The sequence below is a fragment of the Devosia limi DSM 17137 genome, assembly GCF_900128975.1.
Lineage (GTDB): Bacteria > Pseudomonadota > Alphaproteobacteria > Rhizobiales > Devosiaceae > Devosia > Devosia limi.
Map to the genome: position 1 here is coordinate 1 of NZ_FQVC01000022.1, position 12,437 is coordinate 12,437.

The 12,437-nt window shown below is 63.5% G+C and carries 13 protein-coding genes and 1 tRNA gene; 9 read left to right on the forward strand and 5 right to left on the reverse strand.

Going from position 1 to position 12,437, the window contains the following annotated elements; all coding sequences use genetic code 11:
* Nucleotides 1-545, reverse strand: a 545-nt coding sequence (locus tag BUA69_RS20345; protein WP_143154607.1) for a PT domain-containing protein, incomplete at its 3' end; no start/stop codon positions are given.
* Between the two features lie 331 nt (nt 546-876).
* Between BUA69_RS20345 and BUA69_RS20350 the strand changes: the two genes are divergently transcribed.
* The 3 genes from BUA69_RS20350 to BUA69_RS20360 all read left to right on the forward strand — a co-directional run bounded on the left by BUA69_RS20350 (nt 877) and on the right by BUA69_RS20360 (nt 3,121).
* A tRNA-His gene (locus tag BUA69_RS20350) sits at nt 877-953 on the forward strand.
* A 278-nt stretch (nt 954-1,231) separates the two neighbouring features.
* Nucleotides 1,232-2,860, forward strand: a complete 1,629-nt coding sequence (locus BUA69_RS20355; protein WP_046134152.1) for an MFS transporter — start codon at nt 1,232-1,234, stop codon at nt 2,858-2,860.
* Between the two features lie 75 nt (nt 2,861-2,935).
* Complete coding sequence (locus BUA69_RS20360) at nt 2,936-3,121, forward strand: hypothetical protein (protein ID WP_143154608.1); 186 nt, start codon at nt 2,936-2,938, stop codon at nt 3,119-3,121.
* 29 nt (nt 3,122-3,150) lie between these two features.
* On the opposite strand, the gene BUA69_RS20365 is transcribed toward BUA69_RS20360, so the two are convergent.
* Together BUA69_RS20365 and BUA69_RS20370 are read right to left on the reverse strand one after the other, a co-directional pair.
* On the reverse strand, nt 3,151-5,085 hold the full coding sequence (locus BUA69_RS20365) for a TadE/TadG family type IV pilus assembly protein (protein WP_046134124.1): 1,935 nt from the start codon (nt 5,083-5,085) through the stop codon (nt 3,151-3,153).
* Between the two features lie 163 nt (nt 5,086-5,248).
* Nucleotides 5,249-5,677, reverse strand: coding sequence for a response regulator (locus BUA69_RS20370; protein ID WP_046134125.1), 429 nt, complete (start codon nt 5,675-5,677; stop codon nt 5,249-5,251).
* A gap of 143 nt (nt 5,678-5,820) precedes the next feature.
* Here BUA69_RS20370 and BUA69_RS20375 point away from each other — a divergent pair, with 143 nt between their 5' ends.
* The 6 genes from BUA69_RS20375 to hisG all read left to right on the forward strand — a co-directional run bounded on the left by BUA69_RS20375 (nt 5,821) and on the right by hisG (nt 10,907).
* Complete coding sequence (locus BUA69_RS20375; RefSeq protein ID WP_046134126.1) at nt 5,821-6,447, forward strand: DNA-3-methyladenine glycosylase I; 627 nt, start codon at nt 5,821-5,823, stop codon at nt 6,445-6,447.
* A gap of 344 nt (nt 6,448-6,791) precedes the next feature.
* Nucleotides 6,792-7,037, forward strand: a complete 246-nt coding sequence (locus BUA69_RS20380; RefSeq protein ID WP_046134127.1) for a hypothetical protein — start codon at nt 6,792-6,794, stop codon at nt 7,035-7,037.
* A gap of 91 nt (nt 7,038-7,128) precedes the next feature.
* On the forward strand, nt 7,129-7,389 hold the full coding sequence (locus BUA69_RS20385) for a hypothetical protein (protein WP_046134128.1): 261 nt from the start codon (nt 7,129-7,131) through the stop codon (nt 7,387-7,389).
* An 83-nt stretch (nt 7,390-7,472) separates the two neighbouring features.
* The gene (hisS, locus tag BUA69_RS20390; RefSeq protein WP_178371413.1) at nt 7,473-8,981 is read left to right on the forward strand and encodes a histidine--tRNA ligase; all 1,509 of its coding nucleotides are present in this window, start codon (nt 7,473-7,475) and stop codon (nt 8,979-8,981) included.
* A 157-nt stretch (nt 8,982-9,138) separates the two neighbouring features.
* Nucleotides 9,139-10,203 (forward strand): ATP phosphoribosyltransferase regulatory subunit, encoded by a 1,065-nt coding sequence (locus tag BUA69_RS20395; RefSeq protein ID WP_052950394.1) that lies wholly within the window; start codon nt 9,139-9,141, stop codon nt 10,201-10,203.
* Nucleotides 10,200-10,907 (forward strand): ATP phosphoribosyltransferase, encoded by a 708-nt coding sequence (gene hisG, locus BUA69_RS20400; protein ID WP_046134130.1) that lies wholly within the window; start codon nt 10,200-10,202, stop codon nt 10,905-10,907. The genes BUA69_RS20395 and hisG overlap by 4 nt, the downstream gene beginning before the upstream one ends.
* 117 nt (nt 10,908-11,024) lie before the next feature.
* On the opposite strand, the gene BUA69_RS20405 is transcribed toward hisG, so the two are convergent.
* Together BUA69_RS20405 and BUA69_RS20410 are read right to left on the reverse strand one after the other, a co-directional pair.
* Complete coding sequence (locus BUA69_RS20405) at nt 11,025-11,411, reverse strand: GtrA family protein (protein ID WP_046134154.1); 387 nt, start codon at nt 11,409-11,411, stop codon at nt 11,025-11,027.
* On the reverse strand, nt 11,408-12,373 hold the full coding sequence (locus BUA69_RS20410) for a glycosyltransferase (RefSeq protein ID WP_046134131.1): 966 nt from the start codon (nt 12,371-12,373) through the stop codon (nt 11,408-11,410). Before BUA69_RS20410 ends, BUA69_RS20405 begins: the two co-directional genes overlap by 4 nt.
* Nucleotides 12,374-12,437 lie beyond the last annotated feature (64 nt).

Here is a 12,437-nt window from a genome sequence, read left to right on the forward strand (position 1 = left end):
TCTTCCGTCGGCTCCGCTGACGGTTCTTCCGTCGGCTCCGCTGACGGTTCTTCCGTCGGCTCCGCTGACGGCTCTTCCGTCGCTACTGGTGCCACTTCCTCGGGCGCGACGGCGATCGGCTCGCTCACTTCGGGGGCTTCCGGGGTAACCGCGTCGCGCGCCGGCATCGCGGCAGCCAGGATGTCGGCGTCGATCGGGTCGACGCCCACGATCAGCAGCGCCATCTGCCCGTCACGCCAATGCAGCGGCGTCGTGGCGCAGGTTAAGGAGGTTGGCTTGCTACCAGCGAGGAACTGGATACGCGCCAGGCTGGTGCGCCCCGGTGAGCCGAGCCGGATATTGCGCGCCACCTGGCCCTTGATAGGCACAGCTGGCGCCGCCAGCTTCAAGCCGGACTTCTTCAGCTTGGCCAAAAACAGCGCGGCGGCATCATTGTGCCACAACAGCTGGTTGCCATCCTGCGACCACAGCCAAGCCGGCCGCGGATCGGCATTATGCTGCAACACGCGGCTGCCGGTTGGCGATGTGGTCCAGTCAGCAGTCATATACGGCCATATTCCGGGTCTCTCCGGCGCCCATCCTGTACCAACTTGGTACAATCAGCGTGCGGAACTTTAAGTCTTCCTCAATATAGTGCGGCTTCCCGGCGGTCCATAGAGGCGCCGGTTTCGCACCGTCTCAATCGCTGGCATGGTTAAGTTGCAAAGCCTTACGAATGGTCACGGCGAGGTGATAATGCGGGTGCAGCGGTCTGGCTTTTCCCCAGTTGCGGCATGATCGTCGCACCGCTAAAATCGGTGCTTGTCATTGCGGCGAACTCGACCTATGTTCCGCCCGCTTTCAGGGCGCAGCCAACGCCGCCCCGCAGTAGCATTTGCCGCCTTAGCTCAGTTGGTTAGAGCGCTAGATTGTGGATCTAGAGGTCCTCGGTTCGATCCCGAGAGGTGGTACCACCCTTTTCCTTGATATTGCTGGGGTTTTCGGTCCTGTGCCGAGCCCGCGACGCGTGCGGAACCGGGTTTTGGCGCCAGCCTGACAACAGATTTTCGTCTCGCTCGCTCCCGCACAGTGAGTCGCCCGCTCCATGCTTGCGTTCTCTTGATCCCGCCAGCGCCGCCGCGTTTGCAAGGGGGCATTTGGTCGTCGCAGAATCATCGCGAAGCTGGCCCCATTGCCAAATGCGTGGCAGAACGCAGGGGCCATTGCCATCACTGCCAGCGAGGGGGAAGAAGTGCCGAAACGGGGATCAACGCTGGCGCCATTCCAGAATGAGAATTTCCGCATTCTCTGGACCGCCACCCTGGCCTCCAACCTTGGCGGCCTGATTCAGGGCGTCGGTGCCGGCTGGATGATGACCACCATCTCCGATTCTCATAACATGGTGGCTCTGGTGCAAAGTGCTACCACGCTCCCCATCATGGTGTTCTCCATCGCCGCCGGTGCGCTGGCCGACAATTTCGACCGTCGCAGCGTCATGCTGGTGGCGCAGGTGCTGATGATGGTGGTGTCCATCGGCTTGGCGCTGATGACCTATTTCGGCCTGCTCAGCCCCTGGTTATTGCTCACCTTCACCTTTCTGATTGGCTGCGGCATCGCGCTGCACAATCCGTCCTGGCAGGCCTCGATGGGCGATATCGTCCCGCGCGAAGACCTGCCCTCCGCCGTGACCCTGAACAGCATGGGCTTCAACCTCATGCGCAGCGTCGGTCCGGCCGTTGGCGGCCTCATCGTCGCCTTTGCCGGCGCGTCGGCTGCCTTTGCGGTCAATGCCTTCAGCTATATTCCGCTGATTGCTGCGCTCATGCGCTGGAAACCGGCCAAGCTCGAACGGCGGCTGCCGCGCGAGAGCTTTGGCCGCGCCATGTGGGCCGGCATCCGCTACGTCTCGATGTCGCCCAATCTGATGACGGTGATGGCGCGCGGATTCATTTTCGGCATGGCGGCGATTTGCGTGCTGGCGCTGCTGCCCTCGGTGGCGCGCGAATATGTCGGCGGTGGGGCCCTGGCCTATGGCAGCCTCCTCGGCTGCTTTGGGGCGGGGGCCATTGTCGGCGCTCTGCTCAATGCCCGCATTCGCGAACGGCTCAGCAACGAAGTCATTGTGCGCCTTGCCTGCCTCATCTTCGCCCTCAGCGTCACCGGTCTTGGTCTCAGCCGCAGTGTATGGCTCAGCCACCTGGTGCTGCTGCCGGCCGGCGCCAGCTGGGTGCTCGCTCTGTCGCTGTTCAATGTCACCATCCAGCTCTCCACCCCACGCTGGGTGGTGGGGCGCGCACTGTCGCTCTATCAGACCGCCACCTTTGGCGGCATGGCGCTGGGCAGCTGGATCTGGGGCATGGTCGCCGATGCGTCGGGGCCGGGCCATGCGCTGATCGTCGCCAGCTTCGTGCTGCTCGGCTGCGCTGCCATTGGCCTGCGCTTCGCCCTGCCGCAGTTCGGCTCCAGGGATCTCGATCCGGTCAATAGCTTCAGCGAGCCGGTGTTGCGCCTCGATCTGCGCCCGCGCAGCGGGCCGATCATGCTGATGATCGACTACCAGATCGATCAGGCCGATATCGGCGCCTTCCTGAGGTTGATGGCCGCGCGCCGCCGCATCCGTATCCGCGATGGCGCCCGGCAATGGGGCTTGCTGCGCGATCTGGAAAACCCCGAACTCTGGGTCGAGTCCTACCACGTGCCGACCTGGATCGACTATGTCCGCCACAACCAGCGCCGCACCAAGGCCGACGCGGAAAATACCGAACAATTGCTGCTGCTGCATCGCGGCGTCGAGCGGCCTCGGGTGCACCGTATGATCGAGCGGCAGACCGTGCCGCTGCAGGACGACATGCCGCTGCGCGATCCGCCCGAATTCCCCTAGCGCCGCAGGATCGAAGAGATTTACCGCCAATCCGAACGCCGCTAGACACCGGCGTCAGTTCTCATGGAGCGTTTCATGCCCATCAATTTTCGCCGCCATGACACCACGGCCAGGCACCTGTCCGAACCAAATCGGCAGGTCTATGCCCGCCTCAAGTCCAGCCTGATCGCCAGCAAGGTCAGCCAGGAAGCGGCCGACGAAAAGCTCAACGCCTTCTTCTGGCAGTGCTTCGAGGATGACGAGGAAGACGAGGACGAATAGGCGCGCAGCAATCTGCGCGCCTCGTTTGGCTACTGGTCCAGCCGCAGCGCCGCCAGTTCGTCGGCAATACCCTGGAACACAGCTTTCAGATCGCTGGGCGCCGGCGGGAAGCGCGCCTTGTTCGGGTCGCTGGCGCATGACGACAGCATGGCTTTCACCACCGACACCGGGCTCTGGCTCACCTTGTCGGTGGCCAGACCGATCGTGTAGATCGTAAGGCCTGGATTGGAGCCCTTGCGCGCCTTCGCATTGGCGCAGGTGTCGATCGTGCGCTGGTTCATTTCGGCCACCAGCGCGTCCTTGTTCGAACCCATCGTGCCCAGGCGCTGGTTGAACGGAAACGCATAGGCGGAGTGATATTCCGATCCATTGAGTTCGGTGGCCTTGTTGCCCGCCTGATGGTAGGCGGTGTTCTCACCATCGGTCATGACGATCAGCACCTTGTTGGTCGCCTCGTCATAAGGGCCGCCCTCGATGAAGGGCGAAGTGGGCGAGAGCACCCGATAGCCCCAGGCTGTGCCCTCATGGATATTGGTGCCGCCATCGGCCACCATGGCCTTGATGGTGTTGACCACTGTCGTTGGATTGTCGTTGAGCGGCAGCAATGCCTGCGCCGGGCAGTCGACATTGGGGCCCTTTTGGCCACTGGTATAGTTCAGCGTCGCGCCATTGTACTTGCACAGGCGTTCCTGCAGTTCGCGCGGCGTCAGACCCTGTGCCTTATAGCTCACGTCGCAGGTGCGGACCCGGGTGAAGGTCTTTCTGCTGCCGCTGCCGGTCGAGGTGATGACATCGGTCTTCCAGGTGGAAGCAGTGTTCGAGCAGGTGCAGCTGAGATTGCCATTATGGGGGCCATCCAGAGAGTATTTGTTGCTGGTGCTGCCTGAGCAGCTGGAATAGCTGGAACAGGTTCGCCTGGTTTCCGTCCACGTGCATTCGCCGGTCACATTGCAGCTTGGCGGGTGGTCATTGGTGTAGTTGTTGAGCAGGGTGCTGCCGCTCAGCGATGCTGTTGATTCCGACAGATCGGGCGCGAATAGCGGTACGAACAACGATTCGGGTACGCCGCGATCGGGCAGGTTCGGTGGCACCGGTGTGAAGTCATCGGTATCGTAGAATTCTGTTGGCCCGCCGCTCTGCACATGCGGCCGTGCTTCCACGCACCCGCGCCATGAATCGTTCGTGATGCCGTCATACAGCGCCAGCCGATCGACCATCCCGGTAAATGGCGTCGCGTCATTGTCGTCGTCGTCGAAATTGTCATTGGCGGTCGGCGAAATGCCGAGCTGGTCGATCCAGGGCTGCGACGCATTACCCTTGCCGACATTGACATACATGGTGAACGGCACGATGCCGATCCTGACGTCCTCCAGTAGCTCGGCGCCCGGCGCCGGCTTGCAGGTGTCCTTGGTGTCGTGCACCACCTCGTCATACATCAGGATATAGGTGGCGCATTCCGCCGCCTGCTTGAGGTAGGTCATGCGGCTTTCCTGCAGCATGGAGCCCGAATTATCGAGCGCCATGACGATTTCCATCTTGAGCCTGCGCCGCGTGGCTTGGGTCGAGATCACTGCATTCATCTGCTCGACGCCAACCAGGCGCACGAACAGCGTCGGCATCGTCATCTGCGCCTGCAGGAACAGCGAGCCGGTCTCGGTATCGACGCGGATGTCCGAAATGCTGGCGATGACATCGCCACCGCCAATGCGATCGAGCAGCAGCGCTTCGGCCTTGGTCCTGATGGCATCGGTGGTGGTCTTGGTGTTGAAGATCTCCGGCTGCAGTGCCAGCGCTGCGGCGTCGAGTGCGGCCTGGGCACGGTTGCGCGTCTGCTCCAGCGATACAAAGTCGACGGTTGCGCCACCCACGGCGATCAGCACAACGGCGATTAGCCCGAACATGATGGCGAACACGCCGCGCTCATCGGATCGGAACTGCTCCAGCAGCCGCACAAAACCGCGCATCCCAGGCCCCCATAGGCTTTGCCGCCCCCAGCCGGAGCCGCTGCAGTCTGCGGGAAAATCCTTATCAAAGGACCACCATCTGTTGATAAATTTGCGCTGGTCGATGCCGCTCTGTCGGCCTGTTCGTACGCTTCATAACTCCCGGTGGCCGGGCGCCCGCGCCCTACAGAAACAACTTGTCGGCGTCCCCCGCTGTCGGCACATCCGGGGTCAGCACCCGCCCCAAAGCCACGCCCAGCTGTTCGGTGGTAAACGGCTTCACCAGGACTTCATTGATGCCGGTTTCGCGGGCCCTTTGCAGGTTCTCGCGGCTGGGATAGGCCGTCATCAGGATCACCGGTGTCTTGCTCGCCGCGCCGAACCGCGCATCGCGCATCACGGTCAGCACGCCCGCGCCACTGATATCGGGCATGTACCAGTCCATCAGCACCAGGTCATAGGGTGCGCCCATCAGCATCAGGATCGCCTGGGCACCGCCATCGGCCTCCTCGATCTGGCCGACGCCGAGCTTCTTCAGGCTGGCGCTCGATATCGCCCGCGCATAGATATTGTCGTCAACCACCAGCGCGCGCAGCCGCCCAGCTATGATCAAACCGCGTCCCCCCGGTCACTCACCCCGCGGCCACTGCCATGGGGTCCCTCAGCCTAGCAGTAAACCACGCAGTGCGGCGACAATTCCCAAAATCGCAGCAGCAGTTTAAGCAGGCATGACGGAATAGTGAGGCGAGTCTATCCATGTCAATTGCGGTCAATCCTGATCCCACCCTGGTCCGCTGCCCCTGGGCTGGCGACGATGCGCTCTACCGCCATTATCATGACCGCGAATGGGGCCGGCCGGTCACCTCCGATACCCGCCTGTTCGAAAAAATCTGCCTCGAGGGATTTCAGTCCGGCCTCTCCTGGATCACCATTCTGCGCAAGCGCGAACGCTTCCGCGAAGTCTTTCATGGCTTCGATATTCCCAAGGTCGCCGCCATGGGCGAGGCCGATATCGAGCGCCTGTTGCAGGACACCGGCATCATCCGCCATCGCGGCAAGATCGTCGCCACCATCAACAATGCCAATTGCGCCTTGGCGCTGCAGGCCGAGTTCGGCTCGCTTGCCGCCTATTTCTGGCGCTTTGAGACCCCTGACGAACACCGTCCCGATGATCTGTCCTGGGAGGCTCTGCGCCTGCTCGCCCAGACCGATGCGTCCCGCGCCCTGTCCAAGGATCTGCGCAAGCGCGGCTTCAAGTTTGTCGGCCCCACCACCTGCTATGCCTTCATGCAGGCCATGGGCCTGGTCAATGATCACACCGAGGCGTGCTTTTGCCGCGCCGAGGTTGAGGCCGAACGCGCCAATCTCGTGCGCCCGACCTAGGGTGTTGCGCGCTTGCAACACTGCACGCTTTCCGCGGCAAGCTGTCGCACTTGCACTTGCGGCTCACAAAGCCGTGAGCTAGACAACCAGCGTCCAATAACGCCAGCCGAAAGGAGTCAAACATGAAAAATTGCACGTTCGATCTCCGCACTCGGCATTCCGTATCGCGTTCGCACCGAAGCTAGATTTCGGCTCTTCGATACCATCGGCAGCTGTTGCCGCGGACATCCCCAACGCCTGAACCAGTGCTGAGTTGAAACCGGGTCGCTTTGCGTCCCTGATTCCAGCTCCACTCCACCATCCAAATGAGGCCGGCTCGCGCTCACCCGCGTCCGGAAATTGATATGTCGCATAATGCGCTCGACCAGCGCAGCGTTTTGCTGCGCGCTGAAAACCCCATCCGACGCAAAATTCTGTCGCGTCTGATCGCCGCCGCCATTGCCTGGTGGACCCGCCCACGGCGGCCGGCCGACCTGCCGGCTTACCTGCGCGAAGACATCGGCCTGCCGCCGGAATATCAGCCTGTCTATTGGTTGCAGAACCCGATCAATCCCAATGATCCGGACCCACTGCAACGGCCGCGGCTGTGATGAGCGGGGGAGGGCAGAGCCATCCGTCCTCCCCGAATCTCCCCTCAACACCAGAAGGCCGGCTCGCGTAAGGCGGGGCCGGAAATCCCTTATGTCCAATGATCACCTCAATGGGCCCAGCCTCGTGCTGCGCCTGGAATTCTCCATTGCCGACGCGGTCCAGCAGCGCGGCCTGACCGCCGTGTTGCGCGCCGCCGTCATTGCCTGGTGGAACCTGCCACGGCTGCCGCCCGATCTTCCCGCCCGCTTGCGCGAGGATATGGGCCTGCCGCCCGATACCCGGCCGGTATTCTGTCCGGAGCCATCAGCCAATCCACAGGTGCCCCCGCCCCTGTGGAGGCCCGGCATGTAAGTGCATGGGGAAGCTGGGTTCGCCCGGCTTCCCCAGTTGTCTCAACCCCCTCGATCCGCTAACAACGGCCCGTTCCCCAAGGACTGCCCAATATGACCGAAAAAGCCAAGCTCATCGCCGCGCGCCTGCCACGCGGGTTCGAAGATCGTTCCCCCGGCGAGATCGCCGCGGTCGGTGCCATGATCGACACGATCAAGAGCGTCTACGAGCGCTATGGGTTCGATCCGGTGGAAACCCCGCTGTTTGAATATACCGAGACCCTGGGCAAGTTCCTGCCCGATACCGATCGGCCCAATGCCGGCGTGTTCTCGCTGCAGGACGATGACGAGCAGTGGATGAGCCTGCGCTATGATCTGACCGCGCCGCTCGCCCGCTATTTCGCTGAAAATTTCGAGACCTTGCCCAAGCCCTATCGCTCCTATCGCCAGGGCTATGTGTTCCGTAACGAGAAGCCCGGCCCCGGCCGCTTCCGTCAGTTCATGCAGTTCGATGCCGATACCGTCGGCGCTGCTGGCCCCGAAGCCGATGCCGAAATGTGCATGATGATGGCCGACGTCATGGATGCGCTTGGCCTTGCCGGCCAATACGTCGTCCGCGTCAATAATCGCAAGGTGCTCGATGGCGTGCTTGACGCCGCCGGTGTCGCCACCGACGCGCAGAAACTCACCGTGCTGCGCGCCATCGACAAGCTCGACAAGTTCGGCACCACCGGCGTCAAGCTGCTGCTGGGCGCCGGCCGCAAGGATGAAAGCGGCGACTTCACCAAGGGCGCCGGCCTCTCCGCCGAGCAGATCGATACCCTCGTCGCCTATCTCGAAAGCGGCGTCCCGGCTGCTGGCGTCGAAAAGGGCAGCAATGCCCATGTCGTCGCCACCATCAATGCCTTGGCTGGCCTCATCGGCGGCTCCGAAACCGGCCTTGCCGGCGTGCAGGAACTGGCATCGATCTTTGGTCTGGTCAGCGCCGCCGGCTTTGGCGGCCGCGTCCACCTCGACCCCTCGGTTGTCCGCGGCCTCGAATATTATACCGGCCCGGTCTTCGAGATCGAACTGACCTTCAAGGTGCAGAACGAAAAGGGCCAGGACGTGGTCTTCGGCTCGGTCGGTGGTGGTGGCCGTTACGATGGCCTCGTCTCTCGCTTCCGCCGCGAGCCCGTGCCTGCCACCGGCTTCTCCGTTGGCGTCTCGCGCCTGGCCCATGCGCTCAAGCTCACCGGCAATCTCGGCGCCACCGAGCCGGTCGGTCCTGTCGTCGTCCTCGTCATGGACAAGGACCAGACGGCCTCCTATCAGGCCATGGTCGCCGAGCTGCGCAATGCCGGCATCCGCGCCGAAATGTTCCTGGGCAATACCAAGAACTTCGGCAAGCAGGTCGCCTATGCCGACAAGCGCAATGCGCCCGCCGTCATCATCGAGGGCAGCCAGGAGCGCGAGCAGGGCATCATCCAGATCAAGGACCTGATCGCCGGCAAACAGGCCGCCGCCGCCATCACCGACAATGCCGAATGGAAAGCCGCCCGCCCCGGCCAGTTTGAAGCCCCCCGCGCCGATCTGGTCGAAGCCATCAAGAAGCTGCTGGCAGATCAGCAATGACGCTCGGCGCCCGGCCCACCCACAATGTCATCCCGGCGCAGGCCGGGATCCATGCTGAACGTCCCTTTTCGGCACCATGTCTTTGGGCGCTCCACAGCGTGAATTCCGGTCCGCACTGGAATGACGCCATGGGTGGAGAAAACTGGGGAGCATCCGCATGACCAACGCCGCCTTCCGCCGCACCAATCTGGAAGCGCTGGTCGAAGCCCAGGGTGCCACCCGCGCCACCCCGCCATTGCTGCTGCCCGCCGATCCTTATTTCGATCTGGCCGGCGAAGAGTTCGGTCGCCGCCTGTTGCTGACCACGGCCACGACCGGGGCCGAATACTGCCTGCGGCCCGACTTCACCCTGCCCATCGTCACCGATTACATCGCCAATGGTGTCGGCCAGCCGGCCGCCTTCTCCTATCTCGGCCCCATCTTCCGCCAGCGCGAGGATGGCCCCGCCGAGTTCGACCAGGCCGGCATCGAATTGCTGGCCCAGCCCGATGGCGATGTGGCGCTCGATCAGGTGTTCACCTTCGCGCGCGCGGCGCTCGACATGTTCGGCGTCAGCCCCAACATCCGCCTCGGCGGCGTCGGCCTGTTTGAGGCACTCCTGGCCCAGGCCGATATGCCCGCTCCCTGGCGCAGCCGCATCCGTCACCGCTTCGGCCACCCCGAAGCGCTGGAACGGCTGCTCAAGCGCCTCGCCGTCTCGCACGATACCAAGCCGCAGAAGCAGCCCTCGCGCGCCGATCTCGTCACCGACATTACCGAGCAGATGGTCGCCGCCGGCCTCAGCCTCGCCGAGGGCCGCACGCCGGAGGAGATCGCCGATCGCTATCTCGAAAAGCAGGCACTGAACGACGCCCATGTCCCGGCCGAAACACTGGCGCTGCTGCATGAATATCTCGCCATTTCCGGGCCGGTGCTGCAATCGCTGACCCGCATCGAGGCTTTGGCCGCCAGCCGCCGGCTGATGCTGGGCGCGCCCATCCGCGCCATCCGCCGTCATCTCAACGGGCTGGGCGAAGCCAGGGTCACTTTCGACGCCAGTTTCTCGCCGCGCCTCGATTATTACACCGGTATCGTCTTTGAAATGACCGGCCGGACCGGCGATGTGCTGGCCTCGGGCGGCCAGTATGATCGCCTGCTGGAACGGTTGGGGGCGCAGGCCCCCATCGCTGCGTCCGGCTGCTCGGTCTGGATCGACCGGCTCGAAGCGGAGTTCCGTCAATGACCGGCATTACCCTCGCCGTCCCTTCCAAGGGGCGCCTCGAAGAACTGACCCGCGAATGGTTCGCCGCCAATGGCCTGGTCATCACCCGCCCAGGCGGCGCCCGCTCTTATCTCGGCGCCATTGAAGGCCTGCCCGAGGTCACGGTGCGCTTCTTTCCGGCCTCCGAAATTGCCCGCGAACTGATCCGGGGCAATGTCGATTTCGGCGTCACCGGCCGCGACCTCATCCACGAGACCAGCGAGACCGGTCCCCAGTCCGTTGCCATTGCCCGCCCGCTCGGCTTCGGCAATGCCGATGTCGTCGTCGCGGTTCCCGATGCCTGGATCGACGTCACCCGTATGCATGACCTGGCCGATGTCGCCTCCGACTTCCGCTCGCGTCACGGCCGCTGGTTGCGCATTGCCACCAAATACATCACCATCACCCGCCAGCATTTCGCCCGCTTCGGCATTGCCGAATACCGGATCGTGGAAAGCCTCGGCGCCACCGAAGCGGCTCCGGCCTCGGGCGTGGCCGATATCATCGTCGATATCACCACCACCGGCTCGACCCTGACCGCCAACGCCCTGCGCGTCCTCGAAGACGGCGTGCTGCTGCAGAGCGAAGCCTGCCTGATCGTCTCGCGCACCGCCAAATTCAGTGCCAGGCGCCGCGCTCAACTCGATAGCGTGCTGTCCCGGCTTGGCGCGGAAGTCAGCCTCTAACCGGAGCCACCACGCTCCACCACCAGTTCATTCCCGCGCCGGGGGCAGTCTCCTTCTCTCTCTCTGGTCTCAACCAGGGAGGCCCCCACCAGCGCGCGCATGCGCCGGTGAGCGAGCCTAGCGATCCCCGCGAAACACCAGTTTATGCGCTGCCACGAGGTTCACGCCCAGTCCAGCCAGGCTTCCGGCGGCCACGGCCAGTGCCGGACGCCAATCCAGCGCTGGCAATACCGCCATTGCCCCGCCATAGGCCAGCCAGTTGACCATCGCGCCAGGGATCATCGCGAGCCCATATCGCCCCAGTTCGCGTCGCTTGCCCTGGCGCGCCGCCCGATCCGAGAATGCAAAATTGCGGTTGATCAGCCAGGTTGCGGTCACAGCGCAACTCCAGGACAGCACTCGCCCCCAGACCGGCCCAAGCAGCCCGAAGACCAGCGACAAAACCCCCGCATCGACTAGGTAGCCCGCCACACCGGCGATGGCGAAGGGCAGGGTGCGCTTCACGGCGTCGTCCGGCAAGAACGCTCGCCAACTGCGGGAATGTCGAGATAACGCAGGCGCTTGGCCTCGGCGCGCCCTGTTACTACACTGTCCATGATCACCGCTGTCGCGCCGGTAATCACCGCAGCGATCATGATCAGCCCGGCCAGCACGGCAGTCGGCAGGCGGGTCACCAGCCCGGTTTCAAAGAATTCGTAGACCACCGGTAGCGCGAGCAGCAGCGAACAGATCACGCCACCGGCCGCGATGAACGAATAGAGTTGGCGCGGCCGCTCGCGCACATAGAGCCGCACCAGCGATTTGAGAATGGCCAGGCCGTCGCGGATGGTGCCCAGCTTGCTCACCGATCCATCGATGCGTGAACTATAGGCCGTCTGCAGCTCTCCATAAGGCGCCCGCAGTTCCAGCGCATGGATGGTCAGCTCCGTCTCGATCTCGAAGCCCTTGGACAAAGCCGGGAAGGATTTGACGAAGCGCCGCGACAGCACCCTGTAGCCCGAGAGCATATCGGTGAAGCCGCCGCCGAACACCCGGCTCGCCATCCCGGTCAGCAGCCGATTGCCCCAGGCATGGCCCAGCCGGTATTCGGCGCCGTCCCCCACCGGCTTGCGGGTGCCCACCACCATGTCGAGCCCTTCCGCGATCAGCTTGTTGACCAGCGCCCCCGATTGTCCGGCATCATAGGTGCCATCGCCATCGGCCATCACATAGATATCGGCTTCCACATCGGCAAACATGCGCCGCACCACATTGCCCTTGCCGCGCTGCGTCACCCGGCGCACTGTCGCCCCCGCCGCAACCGCTGCTTCGGCGGTGCCGTCGGTCGAGGCATTGTCGAACACATAGATGTCTGCTTCGGGCAAAGCGGCTCGGAAGGCCTCGATCACGCTGGCAACCACCAGAACCTCGTTGAAGCACGGCAAGATCACCGCTACACAATTGCCTCGATACAGCCTGGTCGACATCCCGCCGATTCCTCCCAATTTCGCGGCGACGGTAACCCGGTAAGGGTTCTAGAATAGTAAGTGC